The following is a 20,574-nucleotide window of genomic DNA, read 5'->3' as shown; positions in this document are numbered from 1 at the left end:
TTATACTCCTTATTCGGCGGGTGCGTCAGCACCCGGCTTTTCTTTCTTGATGAGCGCAGCGACCTTGTCCACCAGCTCCGGCAGCGAGGCTATAACATTGTCAACGGCGGAGACCTTCTCCACCAGCTGGACGGTGCGCACATTGCCGTTGGAAACTACGAGAAATGCCACCGGCGTGACCGAGACGCCTGCGCCGCTGCCGCCGCCGAACATCTGCTTGTTGGAGCTGGGGCCGACGTCGGAGCCGCCGGACACAAACCCGAAGGTGACGCGGGAGACCGGGATGATGGTGGTGTCATCCACATGGATCGGGTCGCCGATGATGGTCTCGGCGTTGACCATGTCGCGGATTTTCTCGATGGTGACGCCCATCAGACCTTGAATAGGATGTTCAGCCATTGTAAGTTCCTCCTTTTATCGAAAAAAGAAATCGTTTATGCCTTTGCGGCGGGCTGCAGCTGCGGGTCCTTCCACAGACGGTGCAGCAGCCGGATGACGAGCCAGAGCAGCACGGCGGCGCAGGACGTCAGACGGAACGAGACGATACGCTCCCCTGCGCGCTCGCCGGTGAAATCCGGCTCGAGCCAGAGGCGGTCACTCTGTACGCGGATGTACTGCTGGACCAGAGCCAGCAGATTGTTGGCAAGCGCCATTTCGGCGCCGAACAGCTCGGCGGTGGCGCTGGCCTCGTCGGCGGTCACGGTCCAGAAGATGTCCAGCCCGGACATCCGCACCGAACGCAGCAGATGACGCCCCAGCCAGCCTGTGTGGCCCAGCATGCACCGGGCAAATGCCATCGGGTCATTGGACAGCAGCTGCATAGCGGCGTCGATGCGCGCCGAGATGCCGAACGGCAGACCGATCTTTTTCGCGCTGCCCTCAGCATCGGCGTCTTCAGCGGGGACACTGTCAGCAGGGTTCGGCGCTTCGGGCTTCCCCTGCGCCGCGGGCTGCCGGGCGACGGTCTGTGCGGGCTTGTCCGGCTTGACCGCCACGGTGACGGAAGCCTGTTCGCCGTCCGCCGTCTTGCGCACGGTCTGCCCGGGCGGTGCGGCGGAGGCGGGCTTGTTCAGTGCTTCCGGCTGGCCCTTGCGCGGCCAGAGCGTGAAGTGCAGCGGTCCGTAGCAGGCCGTGGCCCGCACGCTGCCCGGACGGTACGCAAACCGAACGCCCAGCGGTATCAGCAGGGCGACGAGCAGCAGCAAGAGCACCGCCAGCAGCACCCAGCCGATCAGTCGGAGAAGGAACAACAGAATGGCCATAAGCAATCACTTCCATTCCAGCTGACCGTCGTCGCCTTCCGTCTCCTCCGGCTCGGCGCTCTCGGCAGCCTCGCCGTGAAGCGGTGGCAGGTCGGCCAGACTGCCGAGGCCAAAGACGCGTAGAAATGTGTCCGTGACCTGGAAAGCTACCGGCTTGCCGGGCAGGTCCAGGCGGCCCGCCTCCTCGATCAGTCCCTTGTCCAACAGCTTGGTGACGGTGGACGACGAGTCAACGCCGCGTACCTGCTCGATAAAGCTGCGGGAGACGGGCTGATTGTAGGCGATGACGGCCAGTACCTCCAGTGCGGCAGGCGAAAGCGGCGCGTTGCGGCGGGTGTCCAGAATGCGCTTGACCATCTCGCCGTAGTACGGGCGGGTCGTCATCTGCCAGCGGTCAGGCTCGAAGTACAGGATGACCATGCCGCTCTCCTGCTCATCGTAGTGTTTTTGCAGCTTTTGCAAAAGCGTGGTGACCTCGTCGGCGTCCAGCCGCAGGGCGTCGGCCAGGCGGGCGGTCTCCACAGGCTCGGCGTGGGCAAACAGCATGGCTTCAAGAGAGCCGAGCTCCTGTCGTTCTGTCATGGCGTTTTGTCCTTTCTTCTGCGGTGTGTGCGGTCCAGCTGCAAGGTGCCGCTGTCGTCGACCTTGACGCGTCCCGCGCGGATGAGCTCGAGCAGCGCCAGGAAGGTCGCTACGTTTGTGCTGCGGCTTTCCTCATGGCTGAACAGCTGGCCTATTTTTTGCAGGCTGCCCTTGAGCAAGCCGCGCAGCATGTGGGAGACGCGGCTGGCGACGGAGACAAACGGCGCGGTGACGAGCGGCTCAAACTTTTCCTGCGTGGGCTTTTTCTTGCGGGTGCTGCGGCCCATCAGATTAAACCACGCCTGCACGAGCCAGTTCGGGTCATGGCGGCGGGTGTATTCGGCAGCGCCGACCAGCGGCATCGGCTCACGGGCTACGGTGTACAGGTCACGGGCACGGCTGCCCAGCTGGGCGGCCACCTCCTTGCAGGCGCTGTACTCGATCAAACGCCCCGTCAGCTCGGCCTTCATGCGCTCAGCCTCGGGGCTGCGCGGCAGCAGCAGGGCGCTTTTCATCTGCACCAGATGCGCCGCCATGTCGATGAACTCGCTGGAAATCTCCATCCGGTCCTGCTGCATCTCCCGGATGGCAGCGGTGTACTGCTCGATCAGCTCCATGATGTTGACATCATAGAGGTTCATTTTATTTTTGCCCACCAGGTACAGCAGCAAATCCAGTGGGCCCTCAAAATCTTCTATTTTAAATGTCAGAACTTCCGGCAAAAACTCAATACCCCCAAAGCAGCTCCACAAAGCCTGTCAGGTGCAGCATCAGCCGCCACATACCGTTGACAAGCCAAGACAGCGGCGCGTCCAGCAGACCCAAAAACACCAGTGCCAGCACGGCCAGCATAATATATCGCTCATATTTCATCGCTCTGAAATAGAGCCGCTGCGGCAAAAACAAAAGCGCAATGCGGCTGCCGTCAAACGGCGGCACCGGCAGCAGATTGAAAACCGCCAGGCTCAGATTCATGGCTACCATATAATATAGGAACATCGTCAGCACGGGCACGGCGTCCCCCAGCCCGCTGTACCAGCACAGCTTGTACAGGATCATCGACACCCACGCCAGCAGCAGATTGCTGGCAGGGCCCGCGGCGGCGGACAGCGCCATGCCGACCTTGGGGTTCTTATAGTTGTACGGGTTGATCGAGACGGGCTTGGCCCAGCCGACGCCTCCCACCAGCATGCACAGGGCACCCAGCGGGTCGAAGTGGCGCAGCGGATTCATCGAGAGACGCCCGGCGCGCACGGCAGTGTCATCACCCAGCAGATGGCTGGCCAGCGCGTGGGCCGACTCGTGAAACGGGATGGTGATGAGCACGACAACAGCGCGCAGCAGATACTGCACGATCACCGCGGGAGACAACAATCCGTTCAAAAGATAACACCACCCCATTAAAAGCTTAGTCTATTATATCGTAGAAATGGCGGCAAGACAAGCCCTGTGGGCACCGAAAACACAATATTTAGCGCCTGAATCAAACAAAAACGCAAAATTATGAAAAAAATCAAAATTTTTTCTGTCAAAACACTTGCATTTTCGCGCAGTATACGCTATACTATTAAAGCTATTGAAAAGGAGGTGCAAGCAATTATGGCCAAATGTTCTTGCTGTGGCAAGGGTGTCACGTTCGGTATCAAGGTTTCTCACTCTCATCGTCGGAGCAACCGTACCTGGAACCCCAATGTCAAGCGCGTGAAGGCGATCGTGGACGGTTCCCCGAAGTATATCTACGCCTGCACCCGCTGCCTGCGCTCTGGTAAAGTTACCCGCGCGGTCTGATTGGAAGGAAAAAATGCCGGTCACATCGTGTGACCGGCTTTTTCTCTTTTACGCTTGCTTTTTAGGAGGTGGGTCTATGCTCCCCCGTGACCCTGTAATGCTGTTGAGCTATGTAAACACCCAACTGCGGGACCGCGACGCCAGTTTGGACGCGCTGTGTGACCGTGAGGAGACTGACCGTGACGCGCTGTGTGCGGCCCTGCGCGAGATCGGCTATGAGTATGACGCTGCACAGAATCGCTTTGTGTGACGCCGGTTTGTGTGAAGTTTGAGAGAGGAAGTTGAAGTACCCGATGAATTTTATCTTTGTCAGCCCGCATTTTCCCAAGACCTACTGGAATTTCTGTGACCGTCTGCACCGCAACGGCGTCAATGTGCTGGGCATCGGTGATGCTCCGTTTGACGAGATTCCCTGGGAATTGAAGCAGTGCCTGACTGAGTATTACCGCGTGAATGATCTTGGCAATTACGACGAGATGCTCCGCGCTGTCGCGTACTTTACCTTCCACTATGGCAAGATCGACTGGATCGAGTCCAACAACGAGTATTGGCTGGAGATGGACGCCCAGCTGCGCACGGATTTCAACATCAATACCGGTGCGAAGAATGACTTCATCGAGCGCATCAAGTACAAGAGCAAAATGAAGGAAAGCTACATCGCTGCGGGTGTACCGGTGGCGCGCTACCATATTGTCAGCACACTGGCCGAGGCCCGCGCCTTCATCAAAGAGGTCGGCTATCCGGTCATCGTCAAGCCGGACAACGGCTGCGGTGCCGAGGCAACCTACAAGCTACGCAATTTTACCGAGCTGAAAGAATTCTACGCCGAGCCGCATAACGTCCGGTACATTATGGAGGAGTACATCAACGGCACCATCGTCAGCTTTGACGGTGTGGCCGACAGCCATTGCGTGCCGCTGTTCTACACCTCCAACGTGTTCCCCACCCCGCTGCTGGACATCGTCAGTCAGAACGGCGATCTCTCCTACTGGACGCAGAAGTCCGTGCCCGCTGCGCTGAAGGACGTGGGCTTCCGCACCATCAAGGCGTTCGGCGCAAAGAGCCGCTTCTTCCACTGTGAGTTCTTCCAGTTGAATGAGGACAAGCCGGGTCTTGGCAAAAAGGGCGACTACGTCGCGCTGGAGGTCAACATGCGCCCCGCAGGCGGCTACACGCCCGACATGATCAACTATGCGAACTCGGTGGACTGCTACCAGATCTGGGCGGACATGGTCTGCTACGACGAGGTACGCAACGCCGAACTGGACGGCCCGAAGTATTTCTGCGTCTACGTAGGCCGCCGCGACTGCCATGAGTACAAGCACACCCATGCGCAGATCATGGCCAAGTACGGCTCCCGTATGCGGATGTGTGAGCGCATTCCCCAGGCGCTGCGCCTGGACATGGGCGACTGGATGTACACGGCCGTTGTGCGCTCCACCGCGGAGCGCGATGCGTTTATTCGGTACGTGCAGGAGCAGGCGTAACGAAAAGGCTTCCCCCCCGGGGAAGCCTTTTACTTATATAAAACAGGAGCCTGACCGGCTGTGGTCAGGCTCCTGTTGGTTTATTTCAGCTTCACGCTCTTGTGGTATACGACCATTGAAATGCCCGCCGTGATGACCTCGGTCACCCAGAAGGCGTTCCAGATGCCGTCGGCACCCAGCAGGCGGCAGAACAGCCAGGCCAGCGGCATGATGACAACGATGTAACGGCACAGCGAGATGACCAGTGACTGCACGCCCATGCCGAGACCCTCCAGCGAGCCGGAGGCGACGACTGAAATCGTCGAGACGATGAAACCTACGCAGATGATGCGCAGGGCCGACGTGCCGATGGCGATGGTCTCGGCGTTCGAGCTGAAAAGCCCGATCAGCTGGCCGGACAGCGCCAGACAGAGCACCGTGCCCGCGGCCATGATGGCGGCACACATGCCCATGGACGTGCGGTAGAGCTTTTTGACGCGGTCATACTCCCCCGCGCCGTAGTTGTAGCCGATGATGGGGCGCAGACCCTGCACAATGCCGTTGGCGGGCAGGTACAGGAAGGTCTGCAATTTATAGTAGATACCCAGCACGACGACATAGCTTTGAGAGTAGACGGCCAGCAGCGAGTTCAGGAAGGTGATGAGCACCGAGGGCAGCGCCAGATTCAGGATGGCCGGTACGCCGATGGAATAGAGCTGCAGGGCCATTTTGGCGTCCGGCTTTAGGCAGCCGGAGCGCAGTCTGACCGGGATAGGGCTGACGAAGTAGACGATCAGATAGAAGATGACAGGGACCATCTGGCCGATGCCGGTAGCCAGCGCCGCACCGGCAATGCCCATTTTGGGGAACGGGCCGATGCCGAAAATCAACAGCGGGTCCAGAATGATGTTGCAGACCGAGCCGCCCATCAGGCCGATCATCGTAATGTTCATCCGGCCCACCGCCTGAAAGATCTTCTCAAACGCCATAGCGGCCATGATGACGACGGCGAACATAAAGGCAACGCGGGAGTAGGTCACGCCCATGGCAATGACGGTCTCGTCGCTGGTGAAGGAGCGCAGGAACCGCGGCATGATGGCGGTGCAGACGATGGAAATCACGACGCCGTGGATCAGCGAAAGCACCATGCCGTGGGTGGCGGCCATGTCAGCCTTTTCTTTGTTGCCTGCACCGAGATGCAGCGAGATCAGCGCGGCAATGCCGATGCTGAAGCCGATGGCAATCGCGTTGATGAGGTTCTGCACCGGGTAGACGAGGGAAAGCGCAGTCATGGCTTCCTCACTGATGCGGGCGACAAAGAGGCTGTCCACGATGTTGTACAGTGCATTGACCAGCATCGAGACGACCATGGGCAGGGCCATTGAGGTCAGCAGTGGAAAAATCGGCTTTTCTTTCATGAAGGTATCGTTCATGGGCTTCTCCTTTTGACACAACAAAAACCACACAACGCTTTCCCGGAAAGAAAGCGCTGTGTGGCGAAAAGTAGTATCAGAACTGTAAAAATCCACACCTTATTTTAGGTGTTTCTATTATACAAACCAGCGCGGAATTTGTCAAGCCGCTTGCAACAGCTGCGCAAAAACGGTACAATAAAGACAAAAATCGTATTGCGAGGGAAAAGACATGAAAAAGCTATTGGTCTCCGGCGCGGGCGGCTTTGTGGGGGCACGCATCATGACCCAGCTGGCGGGGCGGTACGAGCTGTGCGCCTTCCCCAAAGGAATGCTGGCCGCAGCGGATGAGCAGACCGTGGCCGACTGGGTGCGGCGCGAGCAGCCAGATGTGATCGTACACACGGCGGCGCTCTCTGACACGGGCTACAGCGAAAAGCACCCGGACGAGTCCTACCGCGCCAACGTTCTGCTGCCGTGCTGGATGGCGGCTGCAGCGCAAAAAAGCGGCGCAAGGCTGGTTGCGTTCAGCTCTGACCAGGTCTACACGGGCCTTACTGAGCACGGGCCGTTTGACGAGGATATACCGCTCTCCCCCGCCAACGTCTATGGCCGCCACAAGCAGGAGATGGAGCAGCGCGTGCTGGATATTTTGCCCGATGCCGTGCTGCTGCGGGCGGCCTGGATGTACGACCTGCCCGGGTACGGCCTGCCGATCCGCGGTAACTTCCTGCTGAACCTGCTGACCGCTGCTATGCGGCAGGAGACGCTGCGGTTTTCGGCGCGGGACTACCGCGGCATCACCTATGTGCGGGAGGCCGTGGAGCGGCTGACCCAGGCCATGGAACTGCCGGGCGGTGTGTACAACTTTGGCAGCGAGAACGACTGCGACATGGTCACGACGGCCCGGCGCGCCTGTGCGCTGCTGGACATCCACCCCGTCATAGAGACGGCAGACTGGCCGCGCAGCCTGCTGATGGACGGCGGCAGGTTCCGTGCGGCAGCGGGTGTCGGCTTTGACGATACCCTGACGGGTGTACAGCGCTGTCTGCGGGATTACGGTCTGCTGAAATAAAGCTGCAATAAAAAACCTGTACCGGCAAAAGCGGTACAGGAATTTTTTTACATCTCGCCGCGTCCGGCCATGGCACGGTACAGCGTCGTCTCATCGGCGTATTCCAGACTCGAGCCGACGGGCAGGCCATAGGCCAGGCGGGTCGTTTTGATGCCCAGCGGTTTGATGAGTTTGGCGATATACATCGCCGTGGCCTCGCCCTCCACCGTCGGGCTGGTGGCCATGATGACCTCCTTGACGGTATCATTCAGACGGGCCAGCAGCTCCTTGATGCAGAGCTGATCAGCACCGATGCCATCCATCGGCGAAATCAGGCCGTGCAGCACATGGTACAGGCCGTTGTACTCGTGGGTGCGCTCAATCGACTTGATGTCGCGCGGGCCCTCGACCACGCAGATAATGCTGCGGTCACGCTTCTGGGAGGCACAGATCTTGCAGACATCGCCGGTGGTGTAGTCCTGGCAGATGCGGCAGCGGTGCAGGTCGCTTTTGGCGTGCTCAATCGCCTTGGCCAGCTCCATGGCCTGCTTGGGCGGCATCGACATGACCTGATAGGCCATACGCACCGCACTTTTGCGGCCAATGCCGGGAAACTGGGCAAACTGGTCGATCAGATTCTCCAGCGGCTCAACATTGTTGTTGAACATAGGCAGCCTCTTAGCCCAGACCGGGGATGTTCAGACCGCCGGTCATCTTGGACATCTCCTCCTCGGAGTCCTTGTCAACGGCAGCGGAAGCGCTGTTGACGGCGGCGGCAATCAGATCCTCAAGCATTTCAATATCATCGGGGTCGACGGCCTCGGGCTTGATCTTGACGGCGGTGATCTCATGCTTGCCGTTCATCGTGACAGTGACCATCTCACCGCTGGCGGTGCCGGTGTACTCCTTGGCTTCGAGCTCCTCCTGCTTGGCGCGGATGTCGTCCTGCATCTTCTGGACCTGACGCATCATGGCGTTGGGATCGGGTCGGCCATAGCCCTTGGGCAGTCTTGCTTTCATGGTTGTATCCTCCAAAAATAATTATTTATCAACGATTTTCAAATCGACACCAAGCGCCTGCATCGTGTGCAGGGTCTCATCCAAGCTGACGGCAGCGGTGGTGTCGTCGGTCTTCGGCTCCACATAGGGGCCGATACTGTACTTGGTGCGCGATACACGGTAAATAGCTTCCTTAAGACGCTTGCTGACCTCCCGGTTATTGCGGATATAATCGCGGAAGGCGTCGCTGCACTCAAACAGCACGCGCTTGCCGTCACAGTAGGCCCGGGTGCCGCGCAAAAAGGAGATGAGCATCGCATCATTCTCCTCCAAATCGGCCAGCACGGCGGGCCAGAAGGCGAACGGCTCCAACGGGCCTGCCTGCCGCGGCGGCTCGGCCTTACGCGGGGCCGGGGCAGCGGGTGCTGGCGGTACCGACGCGGGAGTTTGCTGCGGGGCGGGCTTCAGCTCCGGCTGCAGGAACGGCGGGTCATCGTCAATGGGCGGCGGTACATCATCCGGTGCAGCGGCGGGAACGCTCTGCGGCTGTACCACGGGCGGCACTACAGAGGGCGCAGCCTGTACCGGCGGCGCTGCCGTGTAGGCGCGCGGCGTGCTGGCGAACGCCTGGGGCGCGGCGGGTGCTGCCGGGGCGGGTTGCCGGATGATAACAGGTGCGGCGGCAGTCTCGGGCTGAGTCAGCGAGAAAATCGCCAGCTCCAGCTCAATGCGCTGGTCAGTGCCGCGGCTCATTTTCTCAAGCGCCGAGCCGAACGCATTGACAGCACGGATGGCTTCCAGCTGCGGGAAGTCCCTGCGCTGGGTGTAGGCGGCCTCCTCCTCCGGCGAGATGCCGGTCAGAAGTGACGTGCCGCCCGGCAGCGCGCAGAGCATCAAATTGCGGTAATGCCCGGCGAGCTCCATGCAGAGGCGGCGCATATCGACGCTCTGCTGGCGCAGCTCGGCGATCTTTTCCAGTGCAGTGACGGAGTCTCCTGCCGCGATGGCGTCGCTGATCTCAAACAGGTAGCCCCTGTCCGTGACACCGGCCATACGGCGGACGAGCGCCTCGTCCACGTGGTTGTCGACACCGGCGCAGGTGTCCAGAATGGACAGCGCGTCACGCATGGCACCGTCTGCCAGACGGCCAATCAACTGTGCGGCGTTCTCGTCCAGCTCGATCTTCTCCTGCCCGGCCACGTAGAGCAGCCGCCCGGCAATGTCATCCGCCGTGATGCGGGTGAAGTCATACCGCTGGCAGCGGCTCAAAATCGTGACGGGAACCTTCTGCACCTCGGTGGTGGCTAAGATAAAGATGACGTGCTCTGGCGGTTCCTCCATCGTTTTGAGCAGCGCGTTGAACGCCGCGGTGGAGAGCATGTGCACCTCGTCGATGATGTAGACCTTGTACTTGCAGACCGACGGCAGATAGGCCACCTCGTCGCGCAGGTCGCGGATGTCGTCAACGCCGTTGTTCGACGCGGCATCCATCTCGATGATGTCCATGACGGAGCCGGAGTCAATGCCCTTACAAATTTCACACTCGCCGCAGGGGTCAGGGCTGGAGGTGTCCAGACAGTTGACCGCCTTGGCAAAGATCTTGGCGCAGGTCGTCTTGCCGGTGCCGCGGGTACCGGTGAACAGATACGCATGGCCGATGCGCCCGGCAGAAATCTGGTTCTGCAGGGCCGTGACGATGGCCGTTTGGCCAACCACGTCCGCAAAGCGCTGGGGACGCCATTTTCGATACAGGGCACGGTACATCGGCTCACCTCCTGCAAAGCTACAAAAAACAGCGGGCAGAGCACGCGGCTGCGCTGCTTTGCGTACAGATGCAGGCTTGACCGCGGCACTAGGCAAGCGCCGCTTAATGCTGCTCGGTTCCCCGCCTGACATGGTTCACAGGCTGCCCACGCGCGGGACCTGCATCTGTACGCGAAACAGCGCAATTCAGCCCTGTCCGCTTTTAGTATTATACAATAAGTTTGGAATAAATGCAAGCGTTATCTTATATTTCGGGCATCTCGGACATCAATCTTCCTGCAGGCGCTGGACCATCTTGTAAAGGGCCTCGGCGCTGTTGAAGTTCTGCGGCATGATTTCGGATGCGGGGATCGAAATGTCGTATTCCTCATTCAGGGCCGAGATGATCTGCAGAATGTCGAAAGAGTCCAGGATGGCGTCATCGATCAGCGTTGTACAGGTGGAAAAGTCCACGTCCTCTTTGATTTCGCTTAAAATTTCCAGTAAACGTTCCATTGGTATTTCTCCTTTTCAAATTATCTTACACAGCGGGTGTATTGATGGGATAGGTCGGCGTTTCACTGCGTACCGGGTGCGGCGTGCCGTTCTGCCACAGAATGACCTGCGGCAGGTCGCGGCTCAAAAACAGACCAAGTCCTTCCGTAACAGAGTAGGCACCGGTGTTTTCAAAAACAAGCAGGTCGCCGGGGCATAGTCCGGCCAGCGGCATACTGCGCACAAGAACATCGTTCGTAGTACAAAGGCTGCCGCAAAGTGTCCAGTCCTGTACGGAAGCTGCCCGGGCAGCAAAATGGCGCAGATGCGGGCGTTTCATACCCATGATCTGGCCAAGATAATTCAGGTGGTTCATTCCACCGTCCACAATGCAGTAGTGCTGCCCGCCGTGGTCCTTGCAGTCCATGGCGGTGGTCAGGTAATAACCGCATTCGGCGGTGTAAAAGCGGCCCATCTCAACGGTCAGATGGACCCAGCTGCTGACTTCGCGCAGTGCTGGCGCAAGGTCTTTGGCCGGGGACAGTGTGTCGGTAAAATCGTCGCCGTCAAAATACGGCACCGCCAGCCCTGGGCCGTATTCCAGTTCCGGCAGACGCAGGCCGAAGGTCTGCTCAATTTCAGCGTACAGTTCCCGCAGCATGGCCAGCTCTTTTTGCTGATTGACCAGCTTTTTGCGCTGGGTCCCGACAAAGTAGTGAATGCCGATAAACTCCAGATCAGGTGTTTCCCTGCGATGCGCCAATGCGGTGAAAAGATCCTCCTTTGACATGCCGAACTGACTGCCCGCGTTCAGCCGCAGCAGCACAGGCAGCCGCTTGGCGGCCTTGCGTGCAGCATCCTGCAGATAGCGGACCTGCAGCAGAGATTCCGCTGTGCAGGTGCCGACGCCGTCGGCCAAGGCGCGGGCAATATCCACGGGCGTCTTATTAACACCCGAATAGATAACACGTGCATCCGCAGCATGCAGGCTCTCGCAGAGCGAAAGCTCTCCGGGACTGCATACTTCCAGCCGCGCAGTGACCTGCATCATGGCAGGCAGCAGAAATGGGTTGGCTTTGATGGAATAGCAAAGGTCGATTTCCCTGCCCCAGATCGTCTGAATAGCGCGCACGCGGGCCTGCAAAGCGTCAGTGTCAAAGACAAACGTCGGTGTGCCGTAGGTGGCAGCAATTTTTTGTAAAGAAGCGTCGGTCATTTATGGGCTCCTTTTTTCGTCAGGGCAGCCAGTGCCGTGCGGTCAATTTTGCCGTTTTTATTCAGCGGCATCTCGTCCAGCTGCACAGCAGTATTCGGCTGCATAAAAGGCGGCAGACTTTCTTTCAGCGCAGCCAGCAGGGCAGCTTTCTCACAGCTGCCCGTGTAAAACAGGTGGAGCCGCTGGCGTTCGGCATCAAACGTGCAGCAGGCACGGGTCACAGCGTCGCAGCGCATAGCGGCAGCTTCAATTTCGCCAAGCTCTACGCGGTGTCCCATGTGCTTGATCTGGAAATCCCGGCGGCCAATATAATACAGGCTGCCGCTTTCGTCGTAGCGGGCCAGGTCGCCGGTGCGGTAAATACGCTCATACCAGTTGGTGTTCAGCGGATTCTGGGTAAAGGCCTGCGCTGTGCGCACAGGGTCAGCATAGTAGCCGAGGGCAAGCGCCGTACCGGAAACGCAGATCTCCCCTGCCTGCCCGGGCACGGTGACAAGGGCGTCATTCTCGTCCAGCAGAAAGACCTTCTCGTTGGGAAACGCGCATCCGATGGGCAGCGCCTCATCCGGGGCAAAATCGCGGTCCGGCAAAATGGCGTAGGTGCAGTTGCAGGTAATCTCTGTCGGGCCGTAGAGGTTCACAAACCGGGCGTGCGGCAGAGCGGACTTCCACTTCATCAGGTGCTTGATGGGCATGACTTCGCCGCTGAACAATACCTGCCGTATGTGGGAAGGGATACGGTAGCTAAAGCCGTTCATGATGGAGACAAAGCACATGGCACTGACGGCCCAGACAAGTATGGTGACCTCATGGTCTGCCAGATAGTCCATGAGTTTTGTGGGCTGACTGAAATAAGCGCGCGGGATGATCTGCACCTTAGCCCCCGTGTACAGTGCCGTGTACAGGTCTTTGACCGAAACGTCAAAGTCAAAGGGAGCCTGATTGCCCAGAATATCGTTTTGTGTGATGCCGAAAATTTCGGCAAACTGCGGGATAAAATCCAGCACCGAGCGGTGGCTGACGGTGACGCCTTTTGGCACACCGGTGCTTCCGCTTGTGAAGTTGATATACAGAGGGTCAACGTCCACAGCCTGACGGCGGCGATTTACCAGCAGGGCAGCGTCCGCGGGTGCGGCCAGCAGATCGTCAAGCCGGATGATTTGCCCGCTGTACCCCAGCGCGGCGGCTGCGGCAGCGTGGGCCTCGTCCGTAACAAGAAGTGCAGGGGTCAAAGTATCCAATACCTGCAAAGTGCGGGCAGCGGGCTGGCGGGTGTCAAGCACCGAGTAGCAGCAGCCCGCGTAGACTGTGCCAAGCATGGCAGCAAAGGCGGAAACGGATTTTTCCAGGTAAAATGCCACCGGGCGGCGCGGCATCGTGCGGGACGCCAGAAAGCTGCCGGCGCGGCGGGCCGTGTCGGCCAGCTGTGCCCAGGTACAGTCTGTCTTGTCATCCCCCACAGCGGGGGCATCCGGGCAGCGGGCGGACGTGGCTTCAAGCCAGTCCAGAATGTTTGTTTGCATAGAAAGCTCTTTTCTTAAAAGTTGGCATAGAGGAAACCAACGGTTTCATTGACGCAGATAAAGCTGAGGAGTACCATGAAAATAACAAGATAGTATAAAACCCAGCGCAGCGCAAGCGGCAGCCGCTGTACCTCTGCGTAAGGGTCGCGGCCTTGTTCCTTCAGCACACTATGGGCAAAGACCAGAAGGGTACTGATGATGACAAGCCCCCAGGCCGGGCCGGAGACTGCCTTGAAAGCGCCGGGTGCATTCGCGGCCAATGCGGACAAATTGAAATCCGTAAAGGTGCTGCGCAGGTAGATGCACCCCTGCACAAACTCATTGCGGTCAAAGTACCAGCCGATGTTGACGATGATAAAGGTCCGCACGATGCGAAAAACGTGCCAGCCGCGGCTTTCGGTAGGAATGTGCAGCGCCGTGTTGAGCTTTTTGAAAGCGGGTTCCAGCAGGTCAGCCAGCGCAATGACAAGACCGTTATACAGACCCCAGACAAGGTAGTGCGCTTGCGGGCCGTGCCAGATGCCGACCACAGCAAACACAAGCAGGTTGGCGACTGCAGCGGGCAGCACACGGCCAAAATGCTTGCCACAATGCGATGTGGCCCACTTGCCGAAGCGCTGCATCGGCTTGGTCAGTGCAAAGGGATAGAACAGGTAATCACGCATCCACGCACCCAGCGAAATATGCCAGCGCCGCCAGAAATCCCCCAGCGAGGTAGAAAAATACGGTTGCCGGAAGTTGGGCATCATCTCAATGCCGTACAGCTGCGCAACACCCAATACCATATCAATGCCGCCGGAAAAATCTGCATACTGCTGCAGCGAGTACAGCAAAATGGCCAGCAGTGCCATAGAACCGGCCAGCTTGGGGTCATTGCCGTCGAGGATGGCGGCAATCGTCGGGGCGGTCAGGTTTGCGATGGCATATTTCTTCATTGCGCCGAACAGAAACAGGAACAGTGCACGTTTGGTACGCTCCCAGTTCCAGATGTGACGGGCGGTGAGCTGCGGGGCCATCTCTCCGTAGCGGTTGATGGGGCCCTGGATCAGCTGCGGGAAAAAGCTGATGAAAAGCAGAAAGCGGACGTAGTTTTTCTCTGCCGGGTGCCGACCACGGTAGCAGTCAATCAGATAACCGACGGCCTGAAACGTGTAAAAGCTGATGCCAAGCGGCATGACCAGCCCCAGTGAGGACGGCGCTGTGGCCGAAAATGCACCGGAGAGCAGCTCCGCAAAATAGGACCAGTATTTGAAGTAGCCAAGCACAAGAAAGTTGGCAGTCAGCACAGCAGCAACAAGACATTTTTTGCGGCGCACCGACTGTGCTTTGATGGCCTTTTTTTCGTCCTTGGTTATGCCCGGAGCCTTTCGCCGCGCGGCGGAATCGGCATCCAGCTTTGCCAGCTGCAAGCCGCCGAGCCAGATCGTCAACGCAGTGAAAAGCAGAAAAACAAGGCCCTTCCAGCCGCTGGCGGTAAAAAACAGCAGGCTCAACCCCAGCAGGCAGATCCATTGGCAGCGGCTGAAAACAGTATAATATAAAATGAGTCCAACGCTGACCAGCAGGAAGAAACTCAGGGAATAGATTTCCACACTACACCATCCACAAAATCAAAAATCGACAGAACATTCATAATATCGCTCAAAATCGGCGGAAGAACCAACAATACGGGCATTCACGCGGAACTGGTAGGTGCCGTGCTCCGCCGCTGGGTACTCGGTCCAGGAGCGGGTAGAATACGCGGAAACCCGGCTGTATTCGCTCTCCCCCGGCGCTTTGACCCAGAACTCGTATTCAGCCTGTACGGACGGACCGTGGTAGGAACCGGCCAGCAGCAAAATCTTGTCCGGGTGAACCTCCGGCGTCAGGTAGACGTTGGTGATATAGTTTACGGCGGCCAGATATTCTGACGGTGTCTCGAACAACGATTCCACATCCTGCCCGGCGTCCAGCATGGCCAGAAACTTTGCCATGCTCAGGCTGAACGCATGCCCGCCGGCAGCATTCATGTGGGTGAAATCCTTGTGATAGTCAGGCTCTTTGTTCTCAAACAGCTCTGGCTTTGCAAGGTTAAAGTCATAATAGGAAGCCCCATACTCTGCTGCCAGCTGCTTGAAGTAGGCGTAGTCGTCAAAATACGTCTCGTAGCTCACGACATCCAGCGTGGTCTTGGGCGCACTGATGAGCAAAAGGCGTGTGCCGTTCTCCTGACAGAGCTGCAGCATGGAGGTCAGCTCCTCAATGTGCTGCGCGCTAAAATCGTGGGCGTTCTGGTTCCAGGTGTTCACCGCGCCGACAGTGTCAAAGTTGATGACTGCGGTATCCTCCGGCTGGGCATGGGCCGCACCGCGCCGATGCGGCAGACGATTCAGTACGGCATTCCATTTCTGTTGGATCGTAGCGGGCCAGTCGGTGGGCCAGCTGCCGCTCTGCCAGGGAAAAAGCGCATTCAGGGAATCTGCACCTGTAAAGTTATCACGGCTGGTCATGTAGCGCAGCAGGTCAGCGGGCTTATCCTTCCAGGAATCCGTCTGCAGCTCTGCATATAAAAAAGCCTTTTGGGCTTTGGCATAGGGTTTGCCTGTCATGTTGGTCAGATCCATGACAAGGATCACATACCGGGGAGAATGCTCCCGAAGCAGGGTCTCCAGCGCGATCTGCGACATATCCAAGCTTTGGGCGTTTGTTGCCATCAGTGCAACGGTCTCCCCTGTTGCGGCGGCGAGTTCTTCTTCGGGCAGGGCGCAGGAAGCCAGCGAAGAGCCAATGACGGCAATGTCAATGGACTGCTTTTGGTGGTAGCTGCGCCACATGTCAAGGCTGGAACCATTATCAGGCGGCATAAAGCCGCAGAGAATCAGATTTATAATCAGAAAAATCGCGGTGAACGCTGCGATTTTGGCTATGTGCTTCAAAAGATACGCTCCTAAAACAGACAAAGAAAGGAAAATGTCCAAAAACAATAAACACGACTATTATACATCAATTGGAACTTCCCTGCAATGGTGATTTGCTGACAAAGGTAAGATTTTACAATTGTGCAAAAAACCGCGTTTCTTCGTGAAACGCGGCTCTATACAATCAGCCTAAAAGCTGCTTGGCCAAATCAGCGCTGGCCTTGGCATCCTTGCAGTAGTAGTCGGCACCGATGTCCCGGGCGTAGTCGGGCGTCAGCACCGCGCCGCCGACCATGACCTTGCAGTCAAGGTGCGCGGCATGCAGGGCCTCGATCGTGGCCTGCATATTGGGAACGGTGGTCGTCATCAGGGCCGACAAGCCGACGAGCTTTGCACCGGTCTGGCGCACGGCCTCTACGACACGCTCGGGGTCAACGTCGCGCCCGAGGTCGAGTACGTCATAGCCGTAGTTTTCGAGGATGACACGGACAATGTTCTTGCCGATGTCATGCACGTCGCCCTTGACTGTGGCAATGACGATCTTGCCCTTGCTGCCCTGCGCCTGGCCGGAGGCGGCAATTTTGGCCTTGATGGCCTCGAACGCAGCCTGCGCGGCGGTGGCGGCCTGCAAAAGCTGCGGCAGGAATACCGTGCCTTTCTCAAAACCGTCGCCCACGGCGTCCAGTGCGGGAATCAGCGAGACATTCACTACGTCCAGCGGTTCGCGCATTGTCAGCGCGGCGTCCGCGGCGGCGCGGGCTTCGGCCTTCAGGCCGCGGCGCACAGCCTCAAACAGGGCGTCCCCGCCCGGTGCGGCGGCGCCGACCTCGGCCACGGTGGCGGCGGACTTGCTCGTCTGCGTCGTCTGGATCTGCACATCGGCATAGGCGGCAACGTAGTCGGTGCTCTGTAAATCCTGCGAGGTCAGCACGCGGTAGGCGCGCACGGCAGCCATCATTTCCGGCGTGTTGGGATTCATGATGGCAAGGTCGAGCCCGGCAGACATGGCCATCGTCAAAAACGTTGTGTTCAGGTAGCCGCGGCACGGCAGGCCGAAGCTGATGTTCGACACGCCCAGCACAGTGCGCACGCCCAGCTCACGCTTGCAGCGGGACAGAGCCTCCAGCGTCTGGACGGCACCCTCCTGCTGGGCACTGGCGGTCAGCGTCAGGCAGTCAATGTAGATGTCCTCATTCGGGATACCGGCGGCGTTGGCAGCGGCGACAATGCGTTGAGCAATCGCAAAGCGGCCCTCGGCTGTCGGCGGGATACCGCCCTTGTCCAGCGCCAGGCCGACGACGGCGGCGCCGTACTTTTTGCAGAGCGGCAGAATCTTTTCCAACGTCTCCGGCTCACCGTTGACCGAGTTAACGATGGGCTTGCCGTTGTAGATGCGCAGCGCACGGGACAAGGCCTCGGGATTCGAGGAGTCGAGCTGCAGCGGCAGGTCGGTGACGGCCTGCAAATCCTTGACAAGCTGCTCCAGCGTGGCGGCCTCGTCGATGCCGGGCAGGCCCGCATTGACGTCGAGCACCTGCGCACCGGCCTCGGCCTGGGCCACAGCCTGAGTGCAGGGGTAGGCGCTGTCGCCGTCCCGCAGGGCCTGCTGCAGCCGTTTTTTGCCGGTGGGATTGATGCGCTCCCCCACCACAGTGATGCCGTTGACCTCCACAAAGCGGACCGGCGTGCACAGACAGCTGCGGCGGATGGGAATCTTGTCAGCCGGGGTCAGCGGGCTGAAGGTCTCATGCAGCCTGGCGATAAACGCGGGCGTCGTGCCGCAGCAGCCGCCGACCATTGAAACGCCGATGGCGGCGTACTCCTTCATCTCGGCGGCAAATTCATCCGGGTCGAGATTGTAGCTGCCGTCGGGGTTCGGCAGACCGGCGTTCGGCTTGACAAAGACCGGAACACCTGCGGGCACGCTGCGGCAGAGGCGCTGCGCGAAGGGCAGAATCTCCTTGGGGCCGAGTGAGCAGTTGATGCCCACGGCGTCCGCGCCGAGACCCGCTGCCGTGACGGCGTAGCTTTCGACGGTGCAGCCCGTGAAGGTGCGCCCGCGGCTCTCAAAGCTCATTGAGGTGAAAACAGGCAGATTGCAGTTTTCCCTGGCGGCGAGGATGGCGGCCTTCAGCTCATACAGGTCGGTCATCGTCTCCAAAAAGACGAGGTCAGCCCCTGCCGCCGCACCGGCGCGGATGACCTGTGCAAACTCATTGTAGGCATCCTCAAACGCCAGCGTGCCCGCGGGGACGAGCAGCTCACCCAGAGGGCCGATGTCCAGCGCGACACACGCGCCGGTGGTCTCGGCGGCCTTGCGCGCACAGGCGATGGAAGCGGAAACGACCTCCTCCACCGTGTGGCCGCAGCCGGTCAGCTTCTTGGCGTTGGCACCAAAGGTATTTGCCAGCAGAATATCCGCGCCCGCGTTGGCGTAGTCAGTGTGGATGGCCGTTAAAACCTCCGGCATTTCCAGCGCGGCAAGCTCGGGCTTCTGCCCGGGCTGCAGACCGCGTGCCTGCAGCTGGGTGCCCATGCCGCCGTCCAGAAAAACAAACCGCTTGCGGTCAAAAACTTCACGAATCTGCATACGCTTCTCCCCTATCAGTCTTGTGTGAAACAGGTCGTGCCGCGCTTGCGGAACGAGCAGGTCTCCTTTAAATGGCAGGTCGCACAGCCTGCGCGGGTGCCGGTCACGGGATGGTCGGCAATGCCTAAAATGGCGGTGGTACTCTTGCGGGGGGTCAAAAGGTGCTGGGGCGTCACGGCCAGGCCGCAGCCGCGCACCGTGTCCGCCGCAAGGCAGAGCGCGTCGTTCAGCTCCAGCGGGCAGTCACCGTAGCCCGGCGCGTAGCGCCCGGTCATAAAGACACCCTGCGCCTCGATTTGAGCGCGTATTTCGTTCTCCAGTTCGTCACAGACCTGTTCCAAAAGCACCGAGGCCAGCGCGTCTGCCGCGGCGGCCAGGGCAATGTCAGTCAGCTCCATGCGGCGCAAAAGCTTGTCAACCTCGGCCCCGAGGGTCGCTGCCAGCAGAAGGACCTCGTCACAGCCCTGCAGATGGCGCGTCAGGTCGCTGCCGCAGTTTTCCAGCGGCAGGGCGGTACGCGGCAGACGGCGGTACACCGCACGCGGCGCAGCAGCGGTCAGCACGGTCTGCTCGGCCTTGTCCAGCAGGACCGCGGTGGCGGCATCGGGCGTCCAGCCGGACGCACCCATGTAGCGCAGCGCCGTGGCGCGGTCAATGGCGGCGGGCTTGCGGCGCTCCATTACAGCAGATCCCTGATGCCGTCGTAGACCTTCGCGGCCACGGCGGCGTCATTCATTGCGTACAGGTGGATGCCGTCTGCGCCGCCCTCAATGAGGTCGCGCAGCTGCCTGACGGCGTAGTCGATACCGGCGTCGTACAGGCTGGCCGGGTCGTCCTGATAGCGGGAGATCATACGGGTGAACTCAGACGGCAGGCTGGCCGAAGAAAGCGAAACGGTGCGTTCGATCTGGCTGCGCTTGACGATGGGCATGACACCGGCAGAGACCGGCAGCGTGATGCCTGCGCGGCGTGCCAGATTCAGAAAGCGGTAAAAGTGCATGTTGTCAAAGAAAAGCTGGGTCAGCAGGTGCTCGGCACCGGCGGCCTGCTTGATGCGCAGGTTCTCAACGTCATGCAGTAGGCTGTCGGCCTCGGGGTGGCCCTCCGGGTAGCAGGCACCGTGAACGGAAAATTCCGGCTTCTTCCATTTAAAGGACGTCAGGTCGCTGGCGTGTTTGAAGTCGGGGCTCTCCGGGCGGGACGGGCTGCGGTCCCCGCGCAGGGCCAGCACATCCCGGACGCCGACAGATTCCAGCTGATCCAAAATCTCCGCTGCACGGGTCTCGTCGTTGCCCATGCAGATCAGGTGCGCCAGCGTGGGGATATGCAGCTCGTTCTGAATGTAGTCGGCCACCTCCGCGGTGGAGACGCCGCCCGCAGAGCCGCCCGCACCGAAGGTGACGCTGATGAAGCCGGGGTCCATGGCCTGCATCTGGCGCAGGGTGTCCTTGAGCTTATCCATCTGGGTTGTCTGTTTCGGCGGGAAGCATTCGATAGAGAAAACGCAGCGTTTGGCTTTGAACTGTTCCGTAATCGTCATTTTCTAC

At 59.4% G+C, this 20,574-nt stretch carries 21 protein-coding genes and 1 other RNA gene; 4 read left to right on the top strand and 18 right to left on the bottom strand.

Annotated features, from left to right (window positions below):
* Positions 1-9 precede the first annotated feature (9 nt).
* The 5 genes from ytfJ to B5D32_RS03810 are packed head-to-tail and all read right to left on the bottom strand — an operon-like array spanning position 10 to position 3,227.
* Complete coding sequence (gene ytfJ / locus B5D32_RS03830; protein WP_078783765.1) at positions 10-399, bottom strand: GerW family sporulation protein; 390 nt, start codon at positions 397-399, stop codon at positions 10-12.
* A gap of 35 nt (positions 400-434) precedes the next feature.
* The gene (locus tag B5D32_RS03825) at positions 435-1,262 is read right to left on the bottom strand and encodes a hypothetical protein (protein ID WP_078783764.1); all 828 of its coding nucleotides are present in this window, start codon (positions 1,260-1,262) and stop codon (positions 435-437) included.
* Positions 1,263-1,268: 6 nt separating this feature from the next.
* Positions 1,269-1,844 carry an SMC-Scp complex subunit ScpB gene (gene scpB, locus B5D32_RS03820; RefSeq protein WP_078783763.1) on the bottom strand — a complete coding sequence of 192 codons (576 nt, stop codon included), beginning with the start codon at positions 1,842-1,844 and terminating at the stop codon, positions 1,269-1,271.
* Positions 1,841-2,566, bottom strand: coding sequence for a segregation and condensation protein A (locus B5D32_RS03815; RefSeq protein WP_078783762.1), 726 nt, complete (start codon positions 2,564-2,566; stop codon positions 1,841-1,843). The genes scpB and B5D32_RS03815 overlap by 4 nt, the downstream gene beginning before the upstream one ends.
* 4 nt (positions 2,567-2,570) lie before the next feature.
* Positions 2,571-3,227, bottom strand: a complete 657-nt coding sequence (locus B5D32_RS03810) for a site-2 protease family protein (RefSeq protein ID WP_242943393.1) — start codon at positions 3,225-3,227, stop codon at positions 2,571-2,573.
* Between the two features lie 216 nt (positions 3,228-3,443).
* Between B5D32_RS03810 and rpmB the strand changes: the two genes are divergently transcribed.
* The 3 genes from rpmB to B5D32_RS03795 all read left to right on the top strand — a co-directional run bounded on the left by rpmB (position 3,444) and on the right by B5D32_RS03795 (position 5,119).
* The gene (gene rpmB / locus B5D32_RS03805) at positions 3,444-3,632 is read left to right on the top strand and encodes a 50S ribosomal protein L28 (RefSeq protein ID WP_040917667.1); all 189 of its coding nucleotides are present in this window, start codon (positions 3,444-3,446) and stop codon (positions 3,630-3,632) included.
* Positions 3,633-3,708: 76 nt separating this feature from the next.
* Positions 3,709-3,882 carry a DUF4250 domain-containing protein gene (locus B5D32_RS03800; protein WP_078783760.1) on the top strand — a complete coding sequence of 58 codons (174 nt, stop codon included), beginning with the start codon at positions 3,709-3,711 and terminating at the stop codon, positions 3,880-3,882.
* 43 nt (positions 3,883-3,925) lie between these two features.
* Positions 3,926-5,119, top strand: coding sequence for an ATP-grasp domain-containing protein (locus B5D32_RS03795; RefSeq protein WP_078783759.1), 1,194 nt, complete (start codon positions 3,926-3,928; stop codon positions 5,117-5,119).
* Positions 5,120-5,199: 80 nt separating this feature from the next.
* Here the strand turns inward: B5D32_RS03795 and B5D32_RS03790 are convergent, their stop codons facing one another.
* Positions 5,200-6,531 (bottom strand): MATE family efflux transporter, encoded by a 1,332-nt coding sequence (locus B5D32_RS03790; protein WP_078783758.1) that lies wholly within the window; start codon positions 6,529-6,531, stop codon positions 5,200-5,202.
* A gap of 211 nt (positions 6,532-6,742) precedes the next feature.
* Here B5D32_RS03790 and B5D32_RS03785 point away from each other — a divergent pair, with 211 nt between their 5' ends.
* The gene (locus B5D32_RS03785; protein WP_078783757.1) at positions 6,743-7,585 is read left to right on the top strand and encodes an SDR family oxidoreductase; all 843 of its coding nucleotides are present in this window, start codon (positions 6,743-6,745) and stop codon (positions 7,583-7,585) included.
* A gap of 47 nt (positions 7,586-7,632) precedes the next feature.
* On the opposite strand, the gene recR is transcribed toward B5D32_RS03785, so the two are convergent.
* The 12 genes from recR to B5D32_RS03725 all read right to left on the bottom strand — a co-directional run bounded on the left by recR (position 7,633) and on the right by B5D32_RS03725 (position 20,567).
* The gene (recR, locus tag B5D32_RS03780; RefSeq protein ID WP_078783756.1) at positions 7,633-8,232 is read right to left on the bottom strand and encodes a recombination mediator RecR; all 600 of its coding nucleotides are present in this window, start codon (positions 8,230-8,232) and stop codon (positions 7,633-7,635) included.
* 10 nt (positions 8,233-8,242) lie between these two features.
* Entirely contained in the window at positions 8,243-8,584 is a 342-nt protein-coding gene (locus tag B5D32_RS03775; protein ID WP_078783755.1) for a YbaB/EbfC family nucleoid-associated protein, read from the bottom strand.
* Between the two features lie 21 nt (positions 8,585-8,605).
* Positions 8,606-10,327, bottom strand: coding sequence for a DNA polymerase III subunit gamma/tau (dnaX, locus tag B5D32_RS03770; RefSeq protein WP_078783754.1), 1,722 nt, complete (start codon positions 10,325-10,327; stop codon positions 8,606-8,608).
* A 65-nt stretch (positions 10,328-10,392) separates the two neighbouring features.
* An RNA gene (ffs, locus tag B5D32_RS03765) (signal recognition particle sRNA small type) lies at positions 10,393-10,492 on the bottom strand.
* 102 nt (positions 10,493-10,594) lie between these two features.
* Positions 10,595-10,822, bottom strand: a complete 228-nt coding sequence (locus B5D32_RS03760; protein WP_078783753.1) for an acyl carrier protein — start codon at positions 10,820-10,822, stop codon at positions 10,595-10,597.
* Between the two features lie 25 nt (positions 10,823-10,847).
* Complete coding sequence (locus B5D32_RS03755) at positions 10,848-12,017, bottom strand: diaminopimelate decarboxylase family protein (RefSeq protein WP_078783752.1); 1,170 nt, start codon at positions 12,015-12,017, stop codon at positions 10,848-10,850.
* Positions 12,014-13,540, bottom strand: a complete 1,527-nt coding sequence (locus B5D32_RS03750) for an amino acid adenylation domain-containing protein (RefSeq protein WP_078783751.1) — start codon at positions 13,538-13,540, stop codon at positions 12,014-12,016. The genes B5D32_RS03755 and B5D32_RS03750 overlap by 4 nt, the downstream gene beginning before the upstream one ends.
* A gap of 14 nt (positions 13,541-13,554) precedes the next feature.
* A complete protein-coding gene (locus B5D32_RS03745; RefSeq protein WP_078783750.1) occupies positions 13,555-15,132 on the bottom strand; it encodes an MBOAT family O-acyltransferase in 1,578 nt (525 codons plus the stop codon).
* An 18-nt stretch (positions 15,133-15,150) separates the two neighbouring features.
* On the bottom strand, positions 15,151-16,455 hold the full coding sequence (locus B5D32_RS03740; protein ID WP_078783749.1) for an SGNH/GDSL hydrolase family protein: 1,305 nt from the start codon (positions 16,453-16,455) through the stop codon (positions 15,151-15,153).
* A 166-nt stretch (positions 16,456-16,621) separates the two neighbouring features.
* Positions 16,622-19,027 carry a homocysteine S-methyltransferase family protein gene (locus B5D32_RS03735; protein WP_078783748.1) on the bottom strand — a complete coding sequence of 802 codons (2,406 nt, stop codon included), beginning with the start codon at positions 19,025-19,027 and terminating at the stop codon, positions 16,622-16,624.
* Positions 19,028-19,041: 14 nt separating this feature from the next.
* Positions 19,042-19,707, bottom strand: coding sequence for a hypothetical protein (locus tag B5D32_RS03730; RefSeq protein ID WP_078783747.1), 666 nt, complete (start codon positions 19,705-19,707; stop codon positions 19,042-19,044).
* Complete coding sequence (locus B5D32_RS03725) at positions 19,707-20,567, bottom strand: methylenetetrahydrofolate reductase (RefSeq protein ID WP_078783746.1); 861 nt, start codon at positions 20,565-20,567, stop codon at positions 19,707-19,709. Before B5D32_RS03725 ends, B5D32_RS03730 begins: the two co-directional genes overlap by 1 nt.
* Positions 20,568-20,574 lie beyond the last annotated feature (7 nt).

The organism is Gemmiger formicilis, assembly GCF_900167555.1.
GTDB classification, from domain to species: domain Bacteria; phylum Bacillota; class Clostridia; order Oscillospirales; family Ruminococcaceae; genus Gemmiger; species Gemmiger formicilis.
Note: the sequence above shows the minus strand (reverse complement) of the source record. Positions and strands in the feature narration are given on the sequence as shown.

What these genes read in the sequence shown, in the direction of transcription:
- ytfJ (WP_078783765.1), bottom strand. Translation starts at nt 399, where the DNA reads ATGGCTGAACATCCTATTCAAGGTCTGATGGGCGTCACCATCGAGAAA.
- B5D32_RS03825 (WP_078783764.1), bottom strand. Translation starts at nt 1,262, where the DNA reads ATGGCCATTCTGTTGTTCCTTCTCCGACTGATCGGCTGGGTGCTGCTG.
- scpB (WP_078783763.1), bottom strand. Translation starts at nt 1,844, where the DNA reads ATGACAGAACGACAGGAGCTCGGCTCTCTTGAAGCCATGCTGTTTGCC.
- rpmB (WP_040917667.1), top strand. Translation starts at nt 3,444, where the DNA reads ATGGCCAAATGTTCTTGCTGTGGCAAGGGTGTCACGTTCGGTATCAAG.
- B5D32_RS03800 (WP_078783760.1), top strand. Translation starts at nt 3,709, where the DNA reads ATGCTCCCCCGTGACCCTGTAATGCTGTTGAGCTATGTAAACACCCAA.
- B5D32_RS03795 (WP_078783759.1), top strand. Translation starts at nt 3,926, where the DNA reads ATGAATTTTATCTTTGTCAGCCCGCATTTTCCCAAGACCTACTGGAAT.
- B5D32_RS03790 (WP_078783758.1), bottom strand. Translation starts at nt 6,531, where the DNA reads ATGAACGATACCTTCATGAAAGAAAAGCCGATTTTTCCACTGCTGACC.
- B5D32_RS03785 (WP_078783757.1), top strand. Translation starts at nt 6,743, where the DNA reads ATGAAAAAGCTATTGGTCTCCGGCGCGGGCGGCTTTGTGGGGGCACGC.
- recR (WP_078783756.1), bottom strand. Translation starts at nt 8,232, where the DNA reads ATGTTCAACAACAATGTTGAGCCGCTGGAGAATCTGATCGACCAGTTT.
- B5D32_RS03775 (WP_078783755.1), bottom strand. Translation starts at nt 8,584, where the DNA reads ATGAAAGCAAGACTGCCCAAGGGCTATGGCCGACCCGATCCCAACGCC.
- dnaX (WP_078783754.1), bottom strand. Translation starts at nt 10,327, where the DNA reads ATGTACCGTGCCCTGTATCGAAAATGGCGTCCCCAGCGCTTTGCGGAC.
- B5D32_RS03760 (WP_078783753.1), bottom strand. Translation starts at nt 10,822, where the DNA reads ATGGAACGTTTACTGGAAATTTTAAGCGAAATCAAAGAGGACGTGGAC.
- B5D32_RS03755 (WP_078783752.1), bottom strand. Translation starts at nt 12,017, where the DNA reads ATGACCGACGCTTCTTTACAAAAAATTGCTGCCACCTACGGCACACCG.
- B5D32_RS03750 (WP_078783751.1), bottom strand. Translation starts at nt 13,540, where the DNA reads ATGCAAACAAACATTCTGGACTGGCTTGAAGCCACGTCCGCCCGCTGC.
- B5D32_RS03735 (WP_078783748.1), bottom strand. Translation starts at nt 19,027, where the DNA reads ATGCAGATTCGTGAAGTTTTTGACCGCAAGCGGTTTGTTTTTCTGGAC.
- B5D32_RS03730 (WP_078783747.1), bottom strand. Translation starts at nt 19,707, where the DNA reads ATGGAGCGCCGCAAGCCCGCCGCCATTGACCGCGCCACGGCGCTGCGC.
- B5D32_RS03725 (WP_078783746.1), bottom strand. Translation starts at nt 20,567, where the DNA reads ATGACGATTACGGAACAGTTCAAAGCCAAACGCTGCGTTTTCTCTATC.